General features: G+C 73.9%; 23 protein-coding genes. 12 read left to right on the top strand and 11 right to left on the bottom strand.

From position 1 onward, the window contains the following. Positions 1 to 32: 32 nt before the first annotated feature. The gene (locus tag K7G60_RS12005) at positions 33 to 1,253 is read right to left on the bottom strand and encodes an MFS transporter (RefSeq protein ID WP_225800829.1); all 1,221 of its coding nucleotides are present in this window, start codon (positions 1,251 to 1,253) and stop codon (positions 33 to 35) included. A gap of 63 nt (positions 1,254 to 1,316) precedes the next feature. On the opposite strand from K7G60_RS12005, the gene K7G60_RS12000 reads away from it, so the two are divergent. Together K7G60_RS12000 and K7G60_RS11995 are read left to right on the top strand one after the other, a co-directional pair. Further along, positions 1,317 to 1,697 (top strand): MerR family transcriptional regulator, encoded by a 381-nt coding sequence (locus K7G60_RS12000; RefSeq protein WP_225800828.1) that lies wholly within the window; start codon positions 1,317 to 1,319, stop codon positions 1,695 to 1,697. 201 nt (positions 1,698 to 1,898) lie between these two features. Beyond that, the gene (locus K7G60_RS11995) at positions 1,899 to 2,756 is read left to right on the top strand and encodes an MBL fold metallo-hydrolase (RefSeq protein WP_225800827.1); all 858 of its coding nucleotides are present in this window, start codon (positions 1,899 to 1,901) and stop codon (positions 2,754 to 2,756) included. Between the two features lie 181 nt (positions 2,757 to 2,937). Here K7G60_RS11995 and K7G60_RS11990 read toward each other — a convergent pair whose 3' ends face one another. Then, positions 2,938 to 3,612 (bottom strand): TetR/AcrR family transcriptional regulator, encoded by a 675-nt coding sequence (locus K7G60_RS11990; RefSeq protein ID WP_225800826.1) that lies wholly within the window; start codon positions 3,610 to 3,612, stop codon positions 2,938 to 2,940. A 184-nt stretch (positions 3,613 to 3,796) separates the two neighbouring features. Between K7G60_RS11990 and K7G60_RS11985 the strand changes: the two genes are divergently transcribed. Further along, a complete protein-coding gene (locus K7G60_RS11985; RefSeq protein WP_225800825.1) occupies positions 3,797 to 4,927 on the top strand; it encodes a serine hydrolase in 1,131 nt (376 codons plus the stop codon). A 55-nt stretch (positions 4,928 to 4,982) separates the two neighbouring features. Further along, positions 4,983 to 5,372: a cupin domain-containing protein gene (locus K7G60_RS11980; RefSeq protein WP_225800824.1), complete on the top strand. Its 390-nt coding sequence runs from the start codon at positions 4,983 to 4,985 to the stop codon at positions 5,370 to 5,372. 141 nt (positions 5,373 to 5,513) lie between these two features. On the opposite strand, the gene K7G60_RS11975 is transcribed toward K7G60_RS11980, so the two are convergent. The 3 genes from K7G60_RS11975 to K7G60_RS11965 are packed head-to-tail and all read right to left on the bottom strand — an operon-like array spanning position 5,514 to position 8,878. Further along, the gene (locus K7G60_RS11975; RefSeq protein WP_225800864.1) at positions 5,514 to 5,945 is read right to left on the bottom strand and encodes a MarR family winged helix-turn-helix transcriptional regulator; all 432 of its coding nucleotides are present in this window, start codon (positions 5,943 to 5,945) and stop codon (positions 5,514 to 5,516) included. A gap of 57 nt (positions 5,946 to 6,002) precedes the next feature. Beyond that, positions 6,003 to 6,482: a (2Fe-2S)-binding protein gene (locus tag K7G60_RS11970; protein ID WP_093877632.1), complete on the bottom strand. Its 480-nt coding sequence runs from the start codon at positions 6,480 to 6,482 to the stop codon at positions 6,003 to 6,005. 14 nt (positions 6,483 to 6,496) lie between these two features. Continuing rightward, on the bottom strand, positions 6,497 to 8,878 hold the full coding sequence (locus K7G60_RS11965) for a molybdopterin cofactor-binding domain-containing protein (RefSeq protein ID WP_225800823.1): 2,382 nt from the start codon (positions 8,876 to 8,878) through the stop codon (positions 6,497 to 6,499). 165 nt (positions 8,879 to 9,043) lie between these two features. Between K7G60_RS11965 and K7G60_RS11960 the strand changes: the two genes are divergently transcribed. From K7G60_RS11960 to K7G60_RS11950, 3 genes are all read left to right on the top strand, one after another. Further along, entirely contained in the window at positions 9,044 to 9,697 is a 654-nt protein-coding gene (locus tag K7G60_RS11960; protein WP_225800822.1) for a class I SAM-dependent methyltransferase, read from the top strand. A gap of 519 nt (positions 9,698 to 10,216) precedes the next feature. Next, positions 10,217 to 11,050, top strand: coding sequence for a type 1 glutamine amidotransferase (locus K7G60_RS11955; protein WP_308080819.1), 834 nt, complete (start codon positions 10,217 to 10,219; stop codon positions 11,048 to 11,050). Positions 11,051 to 11,069: 19 nt separating this feature from the next. Next, the gene (locus K7G60_RS11950; RefSeq protein ID WP_030689015.1) at positions 11,070 to 11,507 is read left to right on the top strand and encodes an OsmC family protein; all 438 of its coding nucleotides are present in this window, start codon (positions 11,070 to 11,072) and stop codon (positions 11,505 to 11,507) included. Positions 11,508 to 11,523: 16 nt separating this feature from the next. Here K7G60_RS11950 and K7G60_RS11945 read toward each other — a convergent pair whose 3' ends face one another. Further along, positions 11,524 to 12,216, bottom strand: a complete 693-nt coding sequence (locus K7G60_RS11945) for an RraA family protein (RefSeq protein ID WP_225800821.1) — start codon at positions 12,214 to 12,216, stop codon at positions 11,524 to 11,526. Positions 12,217 to 13,008: 792 nt separating this feature from the next. Then, positions 13,009 to 14,475: a carboxylesterase/lipase family protein gene (locus tag K7G60_RS11935; RefSeq protein ID WP_225800820.1), complete on the bottom strand. Its 1,467-nt coding sequence runs from the start codon at positions 14,473 to 14,475 to the stop codon at positions 13,009 to 13,011. Positions 14,476 to 14,728: 253 nt separating this feature from the next. On the opposite strand from K7G60_RS11935, the gene K7G60_RS11930 reads away from it, so the two are divergent. Next, a complete protein-coding gene (locus tag K7G60_RS11930; protein WP_225800819.1) occupies positions 14,729 to 15,094 on the top strand; it encodes a hypothetical protein in 366 nt (121 codons plus the stop codon). Positions 15,095 to 15,706: 612 nt separating this feature from the next. Here the strand turns inward: K7G60_RS11930 and K7G60_RS11925 are convergent. After that, positions 15,707 to 16,078: a cupin domain-containing protein gene (locus tag K7G60_RS11925; RefSeq protein WP_225800818.1), complete on the bottom strand. Its 372-nt coding sequence runs from the start codon at positions 16,076 to 16,078 to the stop codon at positions 15,707 to 15,709. A gap of 380 nt (positions 16,079 to 16,458) precedes the next feature. Between K7G60_RS11925 and K7G60_RS11920 the strand changes: the two genes are divergently transcribed. The 3 genes from K7G60_RS11920 to K7G60_RS11910 all read left to right on the top strand — a co-directional run bounded on the left by K7G60_RS11920 (position 16,459) and on the right by K7G60_RS11910 (position 18,863). Continuing rightward, positions 16,459 to 16,818 (top strand): SPW repeat protein, encoded by a 360-nt coding sequence (locus K7G60_RS11920; protein WP_225800817.1) that lies wholly within the window; start codon positions 16,459 to 16,461, stop codon positions 16,816 to 16,818. Between the two features lie 215 nt (positions 16,819 to 17,033). After that, positions 17,034 to 17,390, top strand: a complete 357-nt coding sequence (locus tag K7G60_RS11915) for a DUF805 domain-containing protein (RefSeq protein ID WP_225800816.1) — start codon at positions 17,034 to 17,036, stop codon at positions 17,388 to 17,390. Between the two features lie 192 nt (positions 17,391 to 17,582). Then, positions 17,583 to 18,863 (top strand): ATP-binding protein, encoded by a 1,281-nt coding sequence (locus K7G60_RS11910; protein ID WP_225800815.1) that lies wholly within the window; start codon positions 17,583 to 17,585, stop codon positions 18,861 to 18,863. On the opposite strand, the gene K7G60_RS11905 is transcribed toward K7G60_RS11910, so the two are convergent. Continuing rightward, positions 18,841 to 19,779: a carbohydrate kinase gene (locus K7G60_RS11905; protein ID WP_225800814.1), complete on the bottom strand. Its 939-nt coding sequence runs from the start codon at positions 19,777 to 19,779 to the stop codon at positions 18,841 to 18,843. The genes K7G60_RS11910 and K7G60_RS11905 overlap by 23 nt on opposite strands. 110 nt (positions 19,780 to 19,889) lie before the next feature. Continuing rightward, the gene (locus K7G60_RS11900) at positions 19,890 to 20,420 is read right to left on the bottom strand and encodes a GNAT family N-acetyltransferase (protein WP_225800813.1); all 531 of its coding nucleotides are present in this window, start codon (positions 20,418 to 20,420) and stop codon (positions 19,890 to 19,892) included. A 173-nt stretch (positions 20,421 to 20,593) separates the two neighbouring features. On the opposite strand from K7G60_RS11900, the gene K7G60_RS11895 reads away from it, so the two are divergent. Then, positions 20,594 to 21,262 (top strand): NADPH-dependent F420 reductase, encoded by a 669-nt coding sequence (locus K7G60_RS11895; protein ID WP_225800812.1) that lies wholly within the window; start codon positions 20,594 to 20,596, stop codon positions 21,260 to 21,262. Positions 21,263 to 21,278: 16 nt separating this feature from the next. On the opposite strand, the gene K7G60_RS11890 is transcribed toward K7G60_RS11895, so the two are convergent. Further along, positions 21,279 to 22,490, bottom strand: a complete 1,212-nt coding sequence (locus K7G60_RS11890) for a pyridoxal-phosphate dependent enzyme (protein WP_225800811.1) — start codon at positions 22,488 to 22,490, stop codon at positions 21,279 to 21,281. Between the last annotated feature and the right edge of the window lie 83 nt (positions 22,491 to 22,573).

Genomic DNA, 22,573 nt, shown 5'->3' with positions numbered 1-22,573 from the left:
CCTCCGTGTTCTCACGGGGGGACAGGACCCGGTCACCCGCGGGCCGGGAAGCCGTGGGCGCGGGCGCCGGCCACCACGGCGACCACCGGGACGAGCAGCACGAGGACGCTCCAGGGCAGGGCGCCGGCGCCGAGCCCGTCGAGGAGGAGGCCGCCCGCGACGCCGCCCGCCGCCATGGCCGCGTTCCAGAGGCTGACCAGCATCGTCTGTGCGGTGTCGGCGTCGTCCCCGCCCGCCTCGGCGACGGCCGTCTGCAGGAGGGTGGGCGCGCCGCCCCAGCCGAGGCCCCAGAGCGCGGCGGTCACGAGGACCAGGGCGGTGCTCGCCGCGGGGACGGCGAACGCGGCCGCGGCGACGGCGAAGAGGATCGTTCCGGCGAGGGTCAGGGCCCGGAGCCGGCGGTCGATGTGACGGCCCGTGAACCAGATCCCGGCGAGCGAGGCGGCGCCGAAGACCAGCAGGACGAGGCCGGTGGAGCCGGCGAGGCCGAGGTGGTCGAGGTAGGCCGCGACGTAGGTGTAGAGGACGGTGTGGGCCAGGACGAGGGTGAAGGTGACGGCGAGGACGGGCAGGACGCCGGGGACCCTCAGGGTGCGGGCGACCGGGGCCCGCCCGCCGCGCGGCTCGCCCGGCAGGTCGGGGACGGCGAGGGCGATCCAGCCGAGGAGCACGACGGCGATCACGGTCATGGCGGTGAAGGCGGCCCGCCAGCCGACGGCCTCGCCGAGGAAGGTGCCGGCCGGGACGCCGAGGGAGAGCGCGAGCGGGATGCCGGTCATCGCGACGGCGACCGCCCGGCCCTGGAGGTGCGCCGGGGCGAGACGACGGGCGTATCCGGCGAGCAGGGCCCAGGCGACGCCCGCGGCGACCCCGGCGAGGAACCGGGCGCCCATGGTGAGGGCGTACCAGGAGGAGACGGCCGTGACCGTGTTGGCGGCGGCGAAGCCGGCCGTCGAGGTGAGCAGCAGGCGCTTGCGGCGCAGGCCGGCGGTGCGGGCGGCCAGGGGGACGGCGGTGAGGGCCGTGCCGAGGGCGTAGCCGGTGACCGACTGGCCCATGGCGGCCTCGCCGACGCCGAGGTCGGCGCTCATGCCGGGCAGGACCCCGGCCGGGAGGGTCTCGGTGAGGCTGGTGACGAAGACGGCGGTGGCGAGGGCGAGGAGGGCAGGGAGGGGCAACCGGCCCGATCGGGGGCGGAGTTGCTCGGACGTGGAGGTGGCGGGACCGGCCGCCGCTGTCGTGTCGTGGGTCATGTCCGTATGCTCGAACCCTCACATCGATGTGAAGGTCAAGCGATTCCCTGGAGGGGGCTTCCCATGCGGATCGGCGAGTTGTCCGAGCGCACCGGAACACCGCGCAGGCTGCTGCGGTACTACGAGGAGCAGGGCCTCATCGTCGCGGACCGGCTGCCGAACGGCTACCGCGTCTACGACGAGTCGAACGTCGACCGGGTGATGCAGATCCGGGGCCTGCTGGACGCCGGACTGCCCACCCGGATCATCAAGCAGATCCTCCCGTGCCTGAACAAGCCGAGGGTCATCCACTTCTCCGACGCGACCCCGGAGATGCTGGAGACCCTGGAGAACGAACGGGACCGGATGACCGCCCGGATCCGCTGCCTGACCCGGAACCGGGACGCGGTGGCGGAGTACCTCTCCGTGGTGCGGGAGAAGTTGGCGACGGGTTCGCCGACGTAGCCCGACCCGCTCCGGGCCACGGCAGCGACCTGCCACAGGACGCTCCCGCCGCAGGACGGCCCCGCCACAGGACGACCAGGAGTCCGGGCAGCTCGTCACGGCTCGCCGGCCGCGTCACCGGGAGACCGTCTCCCCGCCGGGATCGTCATCACGGCACGGGCGGGTCACCGCCCGCGTGAAGGGCATGACAGGATCGCGGCCATGTCCCTCGACGTTCCCCGGCTCCGCGTCGGCCCGACCGAGATCATCGCCCTCGCCGACGCCGAGGGTCCGTTCTTCTCCCCGCGCGCCGACGCCTTCCCCGGCGCCACGGCCGCCCAGTGGGCCGAGGCCGACCGCTTCGACCCGGGCGCGGTCGACGCCGAGGGCCGCTGGCGGCTCCAGTTCCGCGCGTACGCGATCCGCGGCGACAAGGGCCTCACCGTCGTGGACGCCGGGATCGGTCCGGCGGACAGCCCGGCCTGCTCGTGGGCGCCCGTGCCCGGTGTGCTCCCCGCGTCGCTCGCCGCCGCGGGCATCGACCCTGCCGAAGTCGACACCGTGGTGCTCACCCATCTGCACACCGACCACGTCGGGTGGGCGGTCGTGAGCGAGGCGGCCGTCCCGTCGACGGGCGGCCCGGCGGAAGGCGACGCTTCGGCCGGCGGCCGCCGCCCCTATTTCCCGAACGCCGAATACCTGCTCCAGCGGGCCGAGTTCGACGCCCTCGACACCCTCAACCCGCAGCTTCGCGAGACCCTCACCGACCCGCTCGCGGCCGCCGGCCGGCTCCGGCTCCTCGACGGGGACACCCCGCTGCGCGCCGGGCGCGCGGTCGCCACTCCCGGTCACACGCCCGGACACCAGAGCGTGCTGGTCACCGACGGACGCGAGTCGGCGCTCGTCACCGGCGACCTCCTGGTGCACGCCCTCCAGCTGCTCCACCCCGGGCTCGCCTACGCGCACGAGGCCGACCCCGAGGCGGCCAGGCACTCGAGGGAGCGCATGCTCGGCCGCGGAACCGCCGGCGCGCTGCACCTGGCGACGCCGCATCTGACGGAGCCGTTCCTCTCGGCGTGACCGCGGCTCGGCATGATCACGGCTCGGCGTGACCAAGGCCCGGCGTGACCGCGGCCGTTCGGGGCCTGTCAGACCGTGGGGGAACGCAGGCGTTCCGATTCCTCGGCGGTCTCCCCGACGGGACCAGGACCAGGACCGCGAGGCCGCAGCCGCCTCCGGACCGGCGCCGCATCAGGTCCGCTCACGAGCCGGTGGGCCTGCTCGGGCGGATCGCGGCCTCGATGTGGGCGAGGTGGGCGGCGAGGATCTCCTCGAACGCGGCGCGGCGGTCCGCCCCGAGGGGGCGGACGTCGCGGGCGAAGTGGGCCAGGGCGGGGAAGCGTTCGGGGTCGGCGCCGAGCACCGCGACGCGGAACAGCTCCATGCCCTGTTCGTACTCCTCCGGGGTGATGGTGCTGACTCCGGCCTCGGAGGCGATCAACGCGGCGATGAGGACCGCGAGCCGGTGATAGCGCGCCGGGATCTCCTCGTCGGGCAGTCCCGAGGCGCGCAGGGCCTGCAGCACCTCTTCCATGACCAGTCGGGAACCGGCGCCGCCCGAGGCGTACCGTCCCCAGACCGCGGCGAGCTGGGGCTGCTGCCCGAACGCCTCTCTCAAGCGCAGGGCCAGGGCGGTGATGCGCTGCTTCCAGTCGCCCTCGGCGCGGTAGCCGTCCATGGAGGCCAGGAGGATCCGGTCGGCGACCGCGCGCAGCAGTTCCGTCTTGCTGCGGAAGTGCCGGTAGAGGCTGGAGGAGTCGGTGCCGAGCGTCGCGGCGAGCTTGCGCACGCTGAACGACTCCGCGTCGCTCGTGCGCAGCAACTCCGCTGCCGCGTCCAGGATCTCATCGGTCGACCAGCGCCTTCGACCTGCCATTTCGCCCCTCTCGTCGAACTCAGTCTAACCCATGCACTTGGTGTTGCACGCACCGCGTGCATAATGAGGACATGAGCGTGCCGAGCGGTCCGGCGGCAGCCGGGCCGACGTGTCACGCGCCCTGTCGCCCGGGGCGAGCGACCGACGTGGAGCTCGATCCGGGCAATCCGAAAGGACGAATGTCGTGAGGAACCCGCTGGATTTACCGGCGCTGGAAGCCGCCGTCGAGAACGTCCACCGCGCCGGGGTACCGGGCCTGTTCGCCGAGGTACGGGCGGGCGACCGGGTCTGGCGCGGCGCCGCCGGAGTCGCCGACGTCGCCACCGGCCGCCCCGTCACCGCCGACATGCGGCATCGCGTCGGCAGCATCACCAAGACCTTCACCGCCGCCGCGGTCCTGCAGCTGGCCGAGGCCGGCCGGATCGGGCTCGACGCACCGATCGGCCGGTACCTTCCGAAGCTGGTCCCCGGAGAACGCGGCGACGCGATCACGGTGCGGATGCTGATCAACCACACCAGCGGCCTCGCCGAGTACCTCCCGTACGCCTACCCGTCCTTGAAGGCGTTCCCCGTCGTCGCGGACACCCGGCCCGACAGCCTGGACGACCTCCGCTTCACGCGCTTCGACCCCGTCGAGCTCGTCGGACTGGGGGTCGCCGCACCCTCCGTCGGCGTCCCGGGCGGTGCGCCGGGCGTGTACTCCAACACCAACTACCTGCTCCTCGGCCTGCTGCTGGAACAGGTGACCGGCACCACGGCCGAGCAGTACATCACCCGGAACGTCATCGAGCGCGCCGGGCTCCGGGACACCGAACTCCCCACCGGACCGTACGTCGACGGGCCGCACTCGCAGATGTACGAGGCGTGGTTCGGCATGATCGACCCGCCGCGTGACTACAGCGTCTACGACATGTCATGGACGGGCCTGGCGGGCTCGCTGATATCGACCGTCGCGGACCTCAACCGCTTCTACCGCCTGCTGCTGGCCGGTGAGATCGTCAGCCCGTCGTCGCTGGCGCAGATGCGGCACACCGGCCCGGTCGTCTCCCACGCGGGAACGACGATCGACTACGGCCTCGGCCTGTACCCGATGGAGGAGCCCGGCCAGGTCACCTTCTGGGGAAACGGCGGCACGGTCTGGGGCGCCGGGACGCTGGCGATGATCCGCGCCGACGGCGAGCGGCAGATGGCCGTCGCGGTGAACACGCAGAGGTGGAACAGGCTCGACTCCTCCGGCAAGCCGCAGCCCCACCCCATCGACGAAGCGCTCGCGGACCTGTACCGCGTGGCGATGTACGGCCGACCGGCCCGATGACCACGCTCCCCGATCCCACCGGACGAACTTCACCGAACAGAACGGATGTCCCGGCATGACCACCGCACCGATCGATCTCTTCTCCTCCTTCATTCACCTGGACCAGGGTGGCCGGGTGCGCGCCGAGCGGCCCGTCTTCGACTCCGAACGGGACGGCTGGCAGTTGATGACCTTCCACGTGGAGACCGACGCCGACGTCCACGGCGACCACTGGGAAGTCCACCCCACCGCGGACGAACTCGTGTCCTGCCTCACCGGCGGGATACGCCTCTGCTTCCGTCCGGAACAGCCGGGAGGGAAGGAGGAGGAGATCAGGCTGGCGGCCGGAACGGCGGTCGTCGTCCCGCGCGGGCGATGGCACCGCATCGCGCTGGACGGCCCCAGCGACATCATGTCCGTCACCCTGCCGCGTGGCAGCCGCCTGCAGAAGCGCGCCGGAGCCTAGCCGGGCCTCGCGCGCGTTCCTCGTCCACGGGGCCCCGAGAGGGGGCCGCGCGCCTGACGCGGAAGGAACCGGGGTGCACGCTCGCGCCGCTCCGGTCGGCGCCCTGACGCCGGGAGCCTCCGGCACGGACGCCCGTACGGCTCAGGCCGGGTCGACGAAGACGACCGGGACCTCGTTGTCCTGGACGACCCGGCCGAGCAGTTCGGCCAGCCGCTCGCGGTCGGGGCCTTCGAGGCCGGCGGGGAGCTCCTCGATGCGCCGGCAGGTCTCCGTGTAGAAGTCCTCGGCGACGCGCGCGCCGTCCTCGGTGAGCGTCACCCGCACGGCCCGCCGGTCCCCCGGGTCCGGTTCGCGGCGGACGAAGCCGAGGCGGGAGGTCCGGTCGACGAGCCCGGTCAGGCTGGACTTGGCGAGCCCCAGTTTGGCGCCGAGCTCACCCATCCCGGACGGGCCCGGCATCAGGACGCAGAGCAGCTGGCCCTGCTGCGGCGTCAGCCCGTACTCCCTGCCCGACTCCGCGTAGACCGCGTTCACGAGGAACGCGCCGCGCACCAGCGCGGTGACCACGCTCATCTTCCCGCCGTCGTCTCTCGCCATGCGGCAAGAATACCTTCGTGGTGCGAACCGATCTCATTCCATCCGGCGGGCGCCCTCCAGGACTGCCTGCCGGATCCGGTGGTAGGTGCCGCACCGGCAGATGTTGCGGATGGTGTCGAGGTCGGCCTCGGTGACCTCGCGTCCGGCCTCGCGCGCCCGGCGGACGGTGGCCACCGCGGCCATGATCTGGCCCGGCTGGCAGAAGCCGCACTGGGCGACGTCGAGGTCGAGCCAGGCCTCCTGCATGGGGTGGAGTTCGGCGCCGACGGTGTCAGGGAGGCCCTCGATGGTGGTGATCTCGTCGGTCGGGGCCACGTCGTCGACGCGCACGGCGCAGGGAGTGAACGCCTTGCCGTTGAGGTGGCTCGTACAGGCCCGGCAGACGCCGACCCCGCAGCCGTACTTGGGACCGGTGACGCCGAGGACGTCCCGGAGGACCCAGAGGAGCCGGACGTCGCCCTCGACGTCGGCGGTGACGGCCTTGCCGTTCAGGATGAAGGTGTGCTGCGGCACGGGGGCTCCAGGTCTCAGATGGTGCGGTCGCGGCCGTCGGTGGGCGAGGCCGGGACGGGCGGGACGGTCGGCAGGGGCGTGAAGGCGAGCGGCTCGGCGTGGTTGACGGGGAAGACCGTCGGCATCGTGCCGGTGGCCCGGCCGTAGGCGCAGGCGACGGCGGCCATGGCGCCGGCGACCGCCAGCTCTCCCGCGCCGCCCGGCTCGTCGCCGCTCGGCGGCATCACGATGATCTCCAGCTCGGGCGGGGTGTTCCACTGCCGGGTGTAGAAGTACTGGTCCCAGCTGCCTTCGAGGAAGTGCCCGTCGCTCAGGTGGAGTCCGGACGTCAGGGTGATGGCGATGCCGTCGGCGATGCCGCCCATCATCTGGGCCTCCAGACCGCGCGGGTTGACCGCGAGGCCGACGTCCACGGCGCAGACGACCTTGGTCACGCGCGGCCCGGTGTACGCGCCCGGGATCTTGCGTCCGGTGGTCTCGGGCCGGCAGTCGATCTCGGCGAGGATCGCGACGGCGGAGTGGTACTCGGTGTGGACGGCGATGCCCTGGCCCGTGCCGGCGGGCATGCTCCGGCCCCACTCCCCCGCCTCGGCGACCTTGTCGAGGACCGCGCGGGCCCGCGCGTCCTTGAGGAGCCGGCGCCGCATCGCGTACCCGTCCTGGCCCGTCCTCTTGGCCAGTTCGTCCATGACGAGCTCCTGGGCGCATCGGACGTTGGGCGAGTAGATGTTCCGCATGGACCCGGTGTTGAAGCCCTTGTCGGTCTCGGCGAGGAGCTGGGTGGTGACGCCGAGGTGGTAGGGGCTGATCTGGGTGAGCTGGAACATCGTCTCGGAGAAGGTGGCGTCGGCGACGGGCAGCCGGGCCGCCTCCGCCGTGAGGACCTCGCCGACGCCGTGCCCGAAGTCGGTGGCCACGGAGGTGTGGCGCTGCTCGTACGTGAGGACCTCGCCGAGCGAGTACGTGGCCCGGACCCGGGAGGTGGACATCGGGTGCGTACGGCCCTGGCGGAAGTCGTCGGTGCGGTGCCACATCAGCTTCACCGGTTTGCCGAGGGCCCGGGAGATCTCGGCGGCCTCGTGGGCGGCGTCGGAGAACAGCTTGCGGCCGAAGGAGCCGCCGCCCTCGGTGACGTGGACGCGGACGGCGGCGGGCGGCAGGCCGAGCTTGAGGGCGATCTGCTCCTGGGCGACGATCGGCGCCTTGAGCGAGGCCCAGATCTCGGCGGAGTCCTTCCGTACGTCGGCGATCGCGCAGTTGGTCTCCAGGGCGGCGTTGCTGGCGAAGTGGAAGGTGAAGCGGGCGTCGACCGCCTTGGTGAGGAGCGGCAGCGGCGGTACCACCAGCGGGAGTTCGGCCCGGCGGAGCTCCGCCAGGACCGTGGCGTCGGAGGCGCCCTCGGCCGTGCCCGGCCCCCAGTCGACCCTGAGGGCGCGGACGGCGTCGACGCACTGGCCGAAGGTGCGGCCGCGGACGGCGACGCCGGTGGAGACGGTGACGACGTCGGTGATGCCGGGCATGGCCCGGACCTCGGCGAGGTTGGCCACGGAGCGGACCGTGCCGTTGATGGTCGGCGGGCGGCAGACCATGGTGGGCAGCGCGTCCGGAACCTGGAGGTCCATGGCGAACTTCTTGCGTCCGGTGACCGCTTCGAGGGCGTCCACCCGGCGCTGTCCGGTGCCGATGACGCGGAAGCGGTCCGGGTCCTTGAGCGTGACCTCCACCGCCGCGTCGGTGAGGGCGGCGGCCTTGACGGCCAGTTCGCCGTAGCCGAGGAGCGCGCCGGCCGGGGAGACGACGGCGCCGGCCTTCGTCGTGAGGGTCTCGACGGCCTCGCCGAGGACGAGGGAGGCCGCGCGCAGGAGCCGTCCGCGGGCGAGGGCGGCGGCGACCCGGATGGGGGTGTAGGTGGAGTAGGTGGTGTTGGAGCCGCCGGTGAGCTGGTTGAAGAGCAGCTCGGGGCGGGCGTCGGCGAGGGTGACCTTCACCTTGTCCAGGGGCAGGTCGAGTTCCTCCGCGACGATCATCGCGCTGGAGGTGGTGACGCCCTGGCCGACCTCGGCGCGGGGCAGGGCGAAGTGGGCGGTGCCGTCGGCGTCGACGCGGATGGTGATGAGGTTGCTGGTGGGCAGGGCCGCGAGCGTGAGCAGCTCGTTGAGGTCGAGGAGTTCGGCCGGGCCCGGCAGCGAGGGGACGAGAGCCGGTGTCGCCGCGGCCGCCCGGCGCGGGGCGAGGGCCTCGGCGCCGAGCTGGGCGGCGACGGTCAGGGTGGGCGCCGCCAGGACGTATCCGAGGAAGCGGCGCCGTCCGACGCCGGGTTCGCTCCGGCCGGCCGGGCGCGCGTCCCCGGTGCCGCTCGTGTGGTCGTCGTCCCGCTCGGGGTGCCGCCTCGCCATTCGTTGCGCCTTTCGCCATGAACCCGGCGGGTTACTCCCGGGTATCCTCAGAGGTGACGATCATCGCTCATGTGCGGGGCCTACGGGAGCCGTTCGGAAGTGGACGTCTTGTGGGGACGCCCTGCGCGGACGCCGTGGGGGAGGCGCTGCCATAGGGTCCCGTTCATGACCGAAGCCGCGCACGTCACCGCCACCCGCCGCTCGTACGACACCGTCGCCGCCGACTACGAGCGGCTGCTCGCCGGCCAGTTGGCGACGATGCCGCTGGACCGGGCGATGATCGCCGGCTTCGTGGAGAAGGCGGAGGCGGCGGACGGGCCGCGCGCGATCGGCGATCTGGGCTGCGGGACGGGCCGGGTGACCTCCCATCTGCGGGACCTGGGCGCCGACGCCTTCGGTGTGGACCTGTCGCCCGGGATGATCGCGGTCGCCCGGGAGACCTATCCGGGGCTGCGCTTCGAGGTGGGTTCCATGACGGCGCTCGACCTGGCGGACGCCTCGCTCGGCGGGGTCCTCTCCTGGTACTCGACGGTCCACATGCCCGAGGACGAGCTCGTCGCCTCCTTCGCCGAGTTCCACCGGGTCCTCGCGCCGGGCGGGCACGCGCTGGTCGCATTCAAGGTGGGCGACGAGCGGGTGCGTCTGGAGCGGGCGTACGGGCACGAGGTCGCCCTCGACGTGTACCGCCGGTCACCCGACCGTCTGGCGGGCCTGCTGTCGGCGGCGGGACTGACCGAGTCGGCCCGTCTGGTACGGGAGCCGGACCCCGAGGAGAAGACGCCCCAGGCCTTCCTCCTGGCGCGCAAGCCGCGCGACTGAGCCGAATCGCGCGACCGAGCCGGGCCGCACGACCGAGCCGGGCCGCACGACCGAGCCGGGCCGCACGACGGCCCCACGGCTCCGCGGGCGCGTACCGGGGCGCGTCCGGGCCCCCGGGCGCAGTCGGACGCCGGACCGCAGCTGGGCGCGGGAGATCCGGGCGCGCTGGCCGCCGCCCGCGATCAGGGCGTTGACGGAGACCATCGGGTCCCCTCCGACCGACTTGGCGAACAGCGCGCCGAGGACCAGCGGACCGAGGGCCACCGCGAGGGCCGTGCCGGTGGCGGTGACGTGCTGGAGGCGGCGGTCGCGCCGGGCGTCGAAGGTCATGACCCCAGTCCATCAGCGGGCGGCGGTCCGCCGTATCGGTCGGCGTACTCAGCCGCCCGTACCGCGCTACTCAGACGTGCTCGCGCGCAGGTCCTCAAGGGGCTCCCGCACCGGCGTTCCTTCGGCGATCCTCGGGTGAGCGAACGCGCCTGGGCGTTCCGGGGCAGAGGACGTGGAGGCGGGGCGACCGTGACGACGGAGACGAGGGAGACCGGTGCGGCCGGAACGGGCGCGGCGGAGCACGGCGGGCCGGCCGTGCTCGTCGTGCAGCACGAGGAGGACGCCGGTCCCGGCCTGGTCGGCGAGCAGCTCGTGCGGACCGGGCTCCGCCTGGACGTGATACGCGCCTGGCGGGGCGAGGAGCTCCCGGGGACGCTGGGCGGCCACGCGGGGCTGATCGTCCTCGGCGGGGCCGTCAACTGCGAGGACGACGGGGCCGCGCCCTGGCTGCCCGGGGTCCGTGCGCTCGTCCGCGAGGCCGTGGCCGGGGAGGTGCCGCTGCTCGGGATATGCCTGGGCGGTCAGATCGTCGCCCACGCCCTGGGCGGTTCGGTGTCGCGCCGGGCCCAGGGGCCCGAGGTGGGTGCCGTACCGCTGCGCAGGCTGCCCGCCGCCGCGGGCGACCCGGTGTTCGGCGGGGTGCCGGAGGGCGCTCCGGCGGCGCAGTGGCACTGGGACGAGGTGGACCGCCTGCCGGCCGGGGCCGTGCCGCTGCTGACGGGTGACGACTGCCCGTACCAGGCGTTCCGGGTGGGCGGTGCGGGCTGGGCGGTGCAGTTCCATCCGGAGGCGGGCGCGGAGACGGTGGCGGCGTGGGCGGCGGCCGACGGGGAGCAGCTTCGCTCGGCGGGCGGCGAGCCGGGGGCGGCGGTGGCGTCGGTGCGGGCGGCGGAGCCGGAACTCCGGGCGGTCTGGGGCGCGGTGTCGGAGGCGTGGGGCGCGGTCGTCCGCGCCCGCGCGGACGCGCGGGGCGTCCGAGGTCCCGCCGTCCCCGGCGCGTACCGTACGGGAACACGCACGTGAACGAAGGAGCCTCACCGCCATGGCCGACTACCGGATCGAGACCGTCCGCACCGGGTACCGGAACTGGACCGCCCGCAACGACCGGGGCGCGGAGGTCCGGATGGCCGCCGCCGACGACGCGGACGCGCAGCCGTCGTTCACGCCGGTCGAGTTGCTGCTCGCGGCGATGGGCGGCTGCGGCGGCCTCGTCGTGGACCGGACGGCCCGGGCGGTGGACCACGACGACCTGCGGATCGTGGTGGAGTCGGTCTCGGGGCCGGAGGACGACGGCAGGGTGGGCCGGATCCGGGTGAGCTACGAGTTCGACCTGCCGGACAACAACCCGAAGGCGGCCGAGGTGTTCGCCCGCGGGGTGCGGCTGACGCACGAGAAGTTCTGCACGGTGAGCCGGACCGTGGAGCACGGGGCGCGCGTGGAGGCGATCCTGCCGGACGGCACGGTCGGCTTCGAGGGCTGAGCCGCGGGCGTCGCGGTCACTCCTCGATAGCGCCGCCGATCCGGCGCAGGTGGCGGCGGAAGGTGTACGAGGGGTCCTCGGCGCGGCCGGCGAGGTACTCGTCGAAGCGGGTCTGGGTGCGCAGGGTCTCCCCCGTCCGGATCCGGCGGGCCTGTTCCCGCTCGGTGCGGAAGAGGGCCCGGGCGGTTTCCAGGACGGCGTCCGCGCGGTCGGCCGTCACGAAGAGCACCCCGTCGTCGTCGGCGAACACCACGTCGGCGGCGGTCACCTCGTGGTCGCCGAACCGCGCGGTGGTCAGCGCGTCCGGGTCCTGGTCGTCGAGGCGGACGGGGCCGGGGGCGTGGCGTCCGTACGAGAAGACGGGCAGTGCGATCTCGATCAGGTCCGGGGTGTCCCGGTGCAGGCCCCAGACGACGACCCCGGCGGCGCCCGCCGCTTCCGCCTCCAGGACGGCGAGGTCGCCGATGCAGGCCTCGTCGCGGCGGCCGGCGTTGTCGATGACGAGGACGTCCCCGGGTGCGGCGTGCGTGAGGGCCTCCAGGAAGACGTCGACGCTTCCGTAGTGCCGGGCGGGCAGCACCCGGCCGGCGACGCGCTGCCCGGCCACGACGGGCAGGATCCCGGCGGGCGCGGCCCGCAGCGGTTCCCCGAGCCGTACGCAGGCGTCGGCGATCAGCGGCGTGGAGAGGTCGGCGAAGTCCTCGAGCATCTGGCGTTCCGATCCGTCCGTGGGCGGGTGCGGTGGACTGAGCCCGATGGTAAGGGGACGGGGCGGTCGCCGATCGCCTCGACATCGGTCGCGGCGACCGGGGACGCTCCGAGCGATGACCGGAACCGACGGCGCGCCGCCCGCGCGGGACGAGCGCACCCAGCTCACCACGCTCCTCGACCGCACCCGTGACGCGGCCCGCGCCAAGTGCGACGGCGTCTCCCCGGAGAACGCGCGCAAGGCCTCCTGCCGGGCCGGTGCCGACCGGCGAGCTCCGGAAGCGACGGCCCGGCTTCCGGTGCCGGGGCCACTGCGCGCCAGGGTCGGTGTTGATCACGTGACGCGGAGTCACATCGCCACAGCAGCGGCCCTTCTGTCTTCTCTCACGCTTTCCGCCTGCTCTGCGGACACGGTGTCGGAGGGGTCGGCACCACCCGCCGGAGCGCCGTCCGCGAGCGGATCGCGCGAGGTGCGGCCTTTCAAGGACGACACCGATGTACCGCTGACCAAGCAGCTCACCCGGGGAGAGCTCACCCAGGCGATCCCCGATGCCGAGGACGTGGTGCCCGGCCACTGCCCGGGGAGCCTGCACAGGAGCATGCCGGGGGGCCGGCGGCTGCACCCCTCCGAAGGGCCCGGCGCCGTCGGGTCGGCGGGCCACGGCGACGGCGGCGGAGATCGCCGCGATCGACCACGCCCAGCAGTGAGGGGGCGCACCGGCTCCCGACCGCCGGCCGGATCTCCGTCGCCAGTCCGCCGCGGGGCGCACGAGGGCGTGGTCGGCCGGCTCCTTCAGCCGGCCGCCCCTGAACCCCTTCGGTCGAGCCAGAGTTCACGGAGCCGCCGGAAGGGGTCCACGGTGATCCGGGGCTCCTCGTCCCAGATCTTCGTGGCGCGCTCCGCGGCGGTGTAGCGCGGCCAGTCGGCGCCCGGGTCCTGGTCGGTGACGAACGCGACCCACGCCCGGTGCAGGGCGTCGGCGAGCGCCTGCGGCGGGCCGTCCCCGGCGGCGGTCGCGACGCCCTCGGCGTCGAGGAGGTCGAAGGCGAAGGGCAGGTCCAGGCAGTGGAGGGCGAGCCCGGCGGCCGGCGAGCGCCAGCGGAACTCGTAGAACCAGGTGGGGCTTTCGCGGACGGCGCGGGCGTCCGCGACGGCGAGGTTCGGGGCGCGGAAGAGCGTGTCCGTCAGCGCCTGCCCGAAGTACCGCTCCGGGCCGCCCGCCGCGTACGCCTCGGTGAAGGCGCCGACCCTGGCGGGGTCCAGACCGAGCCCGCCGAGGAGGACGGGCAGCGGCGGGGCGCCGGGACCGGGCGCGGGGATCATCGTGAACTCGTCCTCGGTGAAGCCGAGCATCAGCGGCACGTCCGCGCCGGCCCCGCCCGTCGTCAGGGCGTCCAGGACGGGCACGGGGAGCAGCTCGCCGTCCGCGAAGGGGGCGAGGGCCAGCATCGGCGGCAGGCCCTCGCGGTCCGGGCCCGCCGCGGACATGCGGTCCTGGAGGTCGAGGAGTTCGTCATCGGCCAGGTCCCGCAGGGCGGCGGCGGTCGCCGGGACGCCGGTGCGGGACGTGAACAGCCGGGCCGCGGCGCGGGCGGCCTCGGGGCCGTCGGGCCGCACGACCGCGCCCGAGACGGAGAGCGCGCCCCGGAACAGGCCCCGCGCCGACGGGACCGCGAGCAGCGTCTGCACGGCGCCGCCGCCCGCCGACTGGCCGGCGATCGTGACCTTCGCGGGGTCGCCGCCGAAGGCCGCGATGTTGTCCCGCACCCACTCCAGGGCCGCGATCCAGTCCCGTACGCCCCGGTTGTCCGGCGCGCCCTCCAGGTGCAGGAAGCCCTCGATCCCGAGGCGGTAGCCGACCGAGACGAGCACGACTCCGTCCCGGTTGAACGCGGCCCCGTCGTACCAGGGGCTCGCCGCCGAACCCGCCACGTACCCGCCGCCGTGGATCCAGACCAGCACCGGCAGACCGGCCTCCGGATCCGCCGCCGGCGTGAACACGTTCAGGTTCAGCACCCCGGCACCCGGGACCGACGGCTCCGGGATCGTCGTGACCTCCGCGAACGGACGGCGCTGGGCCGTCGGTCCGTACGCGGTCGCGTCCAGCGGCTCCGACCAGGGCTCCGGCGGCACGGGAGCCGCGAAGCGGAGGTCGCCGACGGGCGGCTGTGCGTACGGGATGCCCAGGAAACGCAGGCTTCCGTCCGCACGGCGCTCGCCGCGCACGGGTCCTCGGGCGGTGGTGACGGTGGTGCTCATGGGGCGCTGCTCCTTCTGTGCGGGCACGTGCGGGCACATGGGGCCGGAGAGAGGAGCGTGTCACCGCATACTTACACGTGTCAATTCCCTGCTTCCGGCGCCCCGTCCCCGGCCTCCCCCCTGGACGCGGCACGGACGCGGCGCCGGGACGGCGCGGGCGCGGCACGGGAACGGCGCACGGACGGCGCCCCTAGACTCGGAGCCTCGGAGCCTCGGAGAAGGGGCCCGCAGGGCCGGGGGGAAGGCGGCGGCGATGAAGTGGGACGCCGGAGCCGTGGGGTGGACGCTCTGGTTCCTGTCCGGGGCCGGCCTCATGGCCGCCGGGGTGGTCTGGAAGGGGCGGGCCGTGCGGCCGTTCGCGGCCTCGCGGGCGCGGTCCGTCGCCCGGCGGGAGTACGCCCGTGACCTCCGGCGAGCGGCCGACCAGGTGATCGCGGAGGCCCGCCGGTCCGCCGGCGAGGGCGAGCCCGCGATCGTCAGTGTCGGGGCGGTGGTGCGGATGGCCGAGGAGCGGTACGGCCACGCGGAGGTGGAGCGGCGGCACGCGGCGGCGGCGCTCCGTCAGCGGTTCGAACACCGGCGCTGCGCCGCCGACTGCGTCACCGACGCCTACGGATAGGGCTCCGCGGGCGCCTCGAGGCCGTCTCGGGCGCGGTCCGGGATGAGGCCGAGGCGGGCGACGGCCAGGATCCGGCCGGTGACGACCACGTCGGTGCCGGTGGAGCGCACCGATCCGAGACGGTCCCGGACGGGGCCGCGGAGGCCGGGCGTCGAGGTCGTCGAGGACGGCCCGCGGGATCTCGACGGCGTCGTGGAAGCGGCGGGGCCCGGCGGTGAGGCCGACGGCTCGGACGCTCCGGCGGAGGCCGTCGACCGCGCGCGGCGTGATCCCGGGCTCCCGGCCCCCGCCCGGAGCGGCAGGGCCGCGCCCTCGACCGCGATGTCGGATCCGTCCACGCGGGCGATCACCTCTTCCCGCGTGCCCACGTGCCCGCGCGGTCGTAGGGCGAGGGCGGCGCGTGGGTGCCCGTCGAGCGGTCGCGGGGGCGCTCCGGAGGAGGCGGCCCCACAGGGGCCGCCCCGTCACCGTGAAGGTCCGCCCGGGTGCGGCCGCGCCTTGCGCCAGTGGCCGGTGAGGCAGTGGTCCCGCCCTCGACGCGCAGTTCGCGGGCCTCCGCCACCGGCCGCACCCCGGAGGACTTCCGGGGTGCGGCCGGGAGCGGACGGGCCGTCAGGAGGACGGCGGCAGGGCGTAGTCGGTGAAGCCCGTCCAGTCGAGGGCCACGCAGGGCTCTTCGCCGAGGACCCACGCGTCGTGTCCGGGCTTGACCTCCATGTAGTCTCCCGCGCCGAACTCCGTCGTCTCACCGTCGTCCATGACGACCTTCATCCGGCCGCTGACCACGTACCCGACGTGCGACGCCTGGCAACTGTCGGTGCCCGCGATGGGCTTGACGTGCTTGGACCACTGCCAGCCCGGCTCGAAGACGGCCCGGCCCACCGAGCCGCCGTCACCCTTGACCAGGTCCAGCCTGCCCTTGCCGTCCTCGAAGGGACGCGTCTCGTCCGCTGAGTCGAAGCTCTTTCGTACGATGCCGGCCATCGCGCACTCCCGGCGGTGGAAAAGGTCCGATCCCCGAGTCCACTTCCAGGCTACGCCGGGGCGGCACGGGACACCGGGCGAGAGCGACGCCCCGTCGACACGGGGGACGGTCCGGCTTCGCATCGAATTTTTGTTGAACGGAAATGTCCTTGGCGGGTTCCTTCATGTCGATCACCCCTTTTCTGTGCACATCCCTTATCGGACAGACCTACACATAAAGGCCAGATAAGCGCACAATGAAGCAGCGGCACGATTGCCGCAGCGCGGCCGGACATGCATGACGCCATAAGGAGGCGAGTCACATGGCCGACGTCTCTCACCGTCACGGCGATATCGCGGGACACCCCGACGCGCCGGAAATGCGGGACCGATATGCCCGTATGCTCCAGACCAGAGGTGTCGCGGCCGTCGAGGAGCTCGTGATCCTCGCCGGCGTGTACGCCGCGATCTCCGCGTGGACGGTCCACTTCTCCGCCGCCCGACCGGAACTCGCCATCAGCAACCTGATCGTCGGCATCTCGCTCGCGGTGCTCGGCCTGTGCATGTCGATGGTCCCCGAGCGGTCGCAGGACCTGAACTTCGTCGTTCTGCTCATGGGCGCGTGGCTGATCGTCTCCCCGTGGGTGGTCTCGCGGAACCCCGACACGGGCGCGGTCCTCAGCAACGTGATCACCGGCGCGTGCGTCTGCCTGTTCGCCCTCGTGGCCGGCGGACTGCTCATGTCCAAGCGAAGGACGTGACGCCCTGATCCCCCACCCCTGACCCTTCGTCGATCCTCTCCCGGAACGGCGGCATCCCCTCTCCCGGAGGTGCCGCCGTTCACCGCGTTCTGTGTGGGAACGGCAACCGCCAAGTAACGGATTGACCCACACGGTTTCAGCCACATAAGTTCTGCGTAAAGCTTGCTCCACAGGGACAGGCTCCCGCTCGCATACCCAGTCCTTGGGGGGACAAAGTGAACTGGTACCTCGACGTTCTCAAGAAGTACGCGGTGTTCAGCGGCCGTGCGCGCCGCAAGGAATTCTGGATGTTCGCGCTGTTCAACACGATCGCGGCGATCATCCTGATCATCGTCGACATGGCGATCGGCACGTACCCGCTGATCTACGGCATCTACGTGCTGGCCGTCTTCCTGCCGAGCCTGGGCGTGACCGTCCGGCGTCTGCACGACACCGGCCGCTCCGGCTGGTGGATCCTCATCGACCTCGTGCCGCTCGTCGGCTTCATCATCCTGATCGTGTTCCTCGCCTCCGAGGGCGAGCAGCACCAGAACGCGCACGGCCCGAACCCGAAGCTGGCCCCGGCCTACTGACGGTCCGCGCTCCTTCGCCGAAACCCCCGGAAGGTCTGCTTCCGGGGGTTTCGCGCGTGCATAGAGCCGGTGCGCGCATAGAGCCGGTACGGAGTGATGGACCGCGCCGCCTTGTGCACGGTGGCGCAGGCCCCGGCCCCGCCGCCCCGCCTAGCCTCGCCGCAACAGCACGAACGAGGGGCGGTACCACCGGTGAACTGGCACATCCACGACTACCGCGAGAGCGATCTCGCCGCCGTCGTCCATCTGATCGACACCACCGCCGAGCTCGGGCAGGAGTCCGTCTTCTCGCTCGCCGAGTGCATCGGCGCCCTCACCACCCGTCAGCCGGCCGTGGTCGCCGTGCACCAGGGCGTCCCCATCGGGGCGGCGCTCGCCTGCGTCTCCGGCGAGCGGGCCTGGGTCATGCGGATCGCGATCTCCTCCGCGTGGCGCGGCCGCGGCCTCGCCAGCGCCCTGCTCGTGGAGCTGGAGCGGAGGCTCGTCGCGGCGCGCGTCGGACGCATCGCGTACGTCCTGCCGGAGGAGGAGCTCCTCGGCGAGGGCCTGTTGAACGCCGGCTACACGCGCCAGCCGGCCGTCGCGTACTTCGAGAAGGTGGAGCCGCTGCACGGCCCCGCCGCCGGACTCCTCGACGACCTGGGCGGCCGGCTGCTGCCGGGCGACCTGTGGGCGAAGGTCGCCGGCATGGAGCGGGAGAAGGACCTGATCGAGCGCCGGGTGGTGCTGCCGCTCGCCGAGCCGGAGCGGGCCACCCGGCACGGCGTGCGGCCGCCGCGCGCGGTCTGCCTGTTCGGCCCGCCCGGCACCGGGAAGACCACGTTCGCGCGGGGCATCGCCTCCCGGCTCGGCTGGCCCTTCGTGGAGATCCTGCCGTCCCGCCTCGCCGACGAGGGGAACCTCGCCGCCGCCCTGCGGTCCGCGTTCGCGCGGATCGCCGAGCTGGAGCGGGTCCTGGTGTTCATCGACGAGGTCGAGGAGATCGCCCCGGTCCGCTCGGAGCCCGCCCAGCCGGGCGGCATGCACGGGGTGACGAACGAACTCCTGAAGCTGATACCGGGCTTCCGGGAGCGCGACGAGCGGCTGCTCGTCTGCGCGACCAACTCGATCCGCTCCCTCGACCCGGCCTTCCTGCGGCCCGGCCGGTTCGACTACCTCATCCCGATCGGCACGCCGGACAAGGCGGCGCGGGCGGCGATCTGGTCCCGCTACACCGACGGGCGGACGGACGTCGACATCGACGAACTGGTGCTCGCGAGCGAGCTGTTCACCCCCGCCGACATCGAGCACGCGGCGCGGATCGCCGCCCAGGCCTCCTTCGAGCGGGACCTGGTCGCGGTCGGCGGGGACGACCCGGCACCCGGCGCGAGCACCGCGGACTACCTGGAGGCCATCGCCGAGTGCCGGCCGACGGTCACGCCGCAGATGGTCGAGCAGTTCGCCTCGGACATCACGACGCACGCCCGGACCTGATGGCGAACCGCTCCCCGGCCGCGTCCAGTTCGGTCCGGTCGGGCGGCTGGGCGCCGGCCCGGGAGACGGTGACGGCCGCCGCCGCGCCCGCCCTCCGCAGCAGCCTCGCGAGGTACTCGGCGCCGAGCCCGGCGAGAGCCTCCCGCTCCCGTCCGGCGAGGGTGTCGAGGACGGCCGACATGAACGAGTCGCCCGCGCCGACCGTGTCGACGACGGTGACCGGCGGCGCGTCGGCGGCGACCGTCTCCCGCCGGGTGAGGGCGAGCGAGCCGGCCGCGCCCCGGGTGACCAGGACGACGGCCGGTCCGAGGGCCAGCCAGCGGGCGGCCACCGTCCGCGGGTCCTCGCCGGGGTACAGCCAGGCAAGGTCCTCGTCGCTCGCCTTCACCAGGTCGCTGAGCGCGACGCAGCGCTCGACGCGGGCGACGGCGACGCCGTGCTCCCCCATCAGCGCGGGCCGCACGTTCGGGTCGTAGCTGACCGTGGCCCGGTCGCGGAGCCGCTCGACCTCGGCGAGGACGGTGGCCGCGCCGGGAGCGGTGACGGCGGCGATCGAGCCGATGTGCACGTGGGCGGGCGTCTCGGCCCGCGGCGCGCCGGTCTCCAGGGTCCAGGCGATGTCGAAGGCGTACGTGGCCCGGCCGTGCGCGTCGAGCCCGACGACCGCCGACGGGGTGCGCACGGGAGCGCCGCCGATCTCCACCCGTACTCCCGCGCCCTTCAGGTGGTCCGCGATCAGCCGTCCCCCGGCGTCGTCCGCGAGCTGGGTGAGCAGGGTGACGTCCCGGCCGAGGCGCGCGAGGCCGTAGGCGACGTTGGCGGGGCTGCCGCCGGGGTGGACGCGGTCGGCGGCACCGGAGCCGGCGGGGGCGCGGACGATGTCGGCGACGCACTCGCCGATCACCAGGAAGGACATGGGTCGGAGCTCCTTCGGGGAAGCCTGGGTACGGGTGCCCTGGTGGACGACCCGCAGATCGTACGGGGCGCCGGCGACGGGTGAGCGGCTCCGGTGAGGACCGGCGGCCCTCAGGCGCGCCGCCGGTAGAGCACCTGGCGGGCCTCCCACTCCACGAAGGACTCCGCGTGCTCGAACCCGACGGCCTCCAGGAGCCGCCGCGAGGGCCCGTTCGACTCCTGCGTGAGCGCGACCACGCTCGGCGCGTCCTCCAGGACCCGGCCGACGACCGCGTCGACCGCCTCGCGCGCGTACCCCCGCCCCCAGTGCTCGGGCAGGAACTGGTAGGAGACCTCCGTCTCCCCGTTCCGCGCACCGTCCTCCACCGTGACGAGGCCGACGAGGACGCCGTCCTCGACCCTGATGACGGCGTGGAAACCGGGCGCCCCCACGATCCGCCGCTGCCGGATCCGGACGACCGGGTCGATGACGGGACCACCGAGGTGGCGCCGCACCCGGGGGTCGGTCCACAGGCGCGTCACGGCCGGCACGTCGCCGCTCCGGACGCGGCGCAGGAGCAGACGCCCGGTGACGAGCGGCGGCCGCTCCGCCGGCACCGGGGAAGGGGCCGGGGACGACGCGGGCGACGGAACGGTGGGCATGCCCCCATCATCGCAGCCGCTCTCACCGGATGAGCCTGCTCCTCCCGCCCTCCAGTACGGGCCGGGGGCGGATGAGCCGGTTCCTCCCGCCTCCGCCCTAGGTCCAGTGACCGACGGCGGTACGGTCCCCGGGCCGAGGTGCGTGCGGGGGCGTCGGCGACAGGATGATCCGCATGCGTATCGGAATCCTCGGAACAGGACATGTGGGACGGGCACTCGCGTCGGCGTGGGAGCGGGCCGGGCATGACGTGGCCATCGGGTCGCGGCGGCCCGGGGACCCGGACCTCCTGGCGGAACTGGAGGAACTCGTCGCCGCGGGCGTACGGGTGGAGGGCTCGGCGGCGGCCGCCGCGCACGCCGAGGTGCTGGTGAACGCCACCCCCGGTACGGCGTCGGTGGCCCTGCTCGGCACGATCGGGGCCCCCGCGCTCGCCGGGAAGGTCCTGCTGGACGTCGCCGTCGGCTTCCTCGCGGACGGCACGCCCTCCCATCCGGTCGTCAGCCTCGGGGAGGAGATCCAGCAGGCGTTCCCGGACACGCGGGTGGTGAAGACCTTCTCCACGATCGACCGGGGCGTGATGGTCGCGCCGGGCTCCCTGGAGGGCCCGAGCACCGTGTTCCTCTCGGGCGAGGACGCGGGGGCCAAGCAGGCGGTGCGGGGCCTGCTCACCGACCTGGGCTGGTCCGGCGACTCCGTCCTCGACCTGGGCGGCATCGCCACGGCGCGCGGCCAGGAGCACTTCGCCGACCTCTTCGTCGCCGTCGCCCGGGCGACGGGTACGTACGAGTTCGGCATCCGGATCGTGCTCCCGGCGGCGAGCCCGGTCGGAACCGGCGGGTGAGCCCCTGTCGGGCCGGTCAGCGCGGCTCGCCGTCCGCGGCGGCCGTCAGGGCGGCCTTGACGGGCTCCCAGTCCGGCGCCGTCGGCGCGAAGGACTCCTTCGCCGTGGCGATGTCCTTGTAGCCGCTGGAGGTCACGACGCACACCACGGGGCCGTCGGTCTCCCCTCCCCCGTGGGCGCGGAGGCCGGCGAGCCCGGCGGCGGAGGACGTCTCGCACCAGATGCCCTGCGCCGCCAACTCCGCGCGCGCAGCGGCCATCTGCTCGTCCGTCACCGTACGGGCGGCGCCCTCGGTCGCCCGTACGGCGAGGACGCCCCGGTAGCTGTTGACCTCGCAGTCGATGGCGTACGCGGCGGTCGGCCGGACGGGGACGCGGGCGACGGGCCGGCCGGTGCGCAGGGCCTCGGTGAGGGCGCCGGCCGCGGCGGGCTCCGCGGCGTACAGGCGGGGGACGGAGTCGGTGACGCCGAGCCGCGCGAGCTCCTGGAAGCCCTTGGCCACACCGAAGAGCAACTCGCCGTACCCGGTGGGGAGATGGACCTCCGCCGGTGCGCGGCCGAGGTCGAGCGCGAGTTCGTACGCGAGGGTCTTGTAGCCCTCGGGGCCGAAGGGGTGTCCGGTGTGGGCGGTGTCCGTGACGCTGCTGACGCTCTGGAAGCCGAGTTCGTCGACGATGCGGCGCATCAGTGGCCGTACGGACTCGTACGGGACGGTCAGCACCGTCGCCCCGTAGGCGCGGAGGTGGGAGGCGACGGCGGGCGGGGCCGACGGGGAGGTGAAGACGGCGCACGGCAGTCCCGCCCGGGCGGCGTAGGCGGCGGCCGCGGCACCGTGGTTCCCGGACGAGGCGACGACGACGCCCCGCGCCCCCGAGGCGACGGCGGCGCTGACGGCGACCCGGTTGAGCCGGTCCTTGTGGCTCCAGGTGGGGTTGCGGGACTCGTCCTTGATCCAGACGCCGTCGGGGAGTTCGACCAGGGGCGTGTTGCCCTCGCCGAGTCCGGGCGCGGCGAGGGGCGGGAGCAGCGGGGCCCACCGTTCCAGGCCGTGGGCGGCCGGGCGGGCGAACAGGTCGGCGGGGACCCGGTCGTAGGCGTAGTCGATGTCGAGGGGGTACGCGACCTCCTCGGTCGAGGTGACGGGGCAGCCCCGGGTGAGCGGCGGCCAGAGCGGGTGGCGCACGGACGGATCGGCGAGCGAGCGCTGGGCGGTGGCGAGCGAGGTCACGGGCCGGGCCTTTCGGGGACGGGGATCTCGGGCGGTCGTACGGACGCGCCAGGGGGTCGGCCGCCGATCGCGCCTGTCGGGCC

The sequence above is a fragment of the Streptomyces sp. NK15101 genome (assembly GCF_020400725.1).
Taxonomy (GTDB): Bacteria; Actinomycetota; Actinomycetes; order Streptomycetales; family Streptomycetaceae; genus Streptomyces.
The sequence above is the reverse complement of the archived record's forward strand: the minus strand, read 5'-3'. Positions and strand labels throughout refer to the sequence as shown.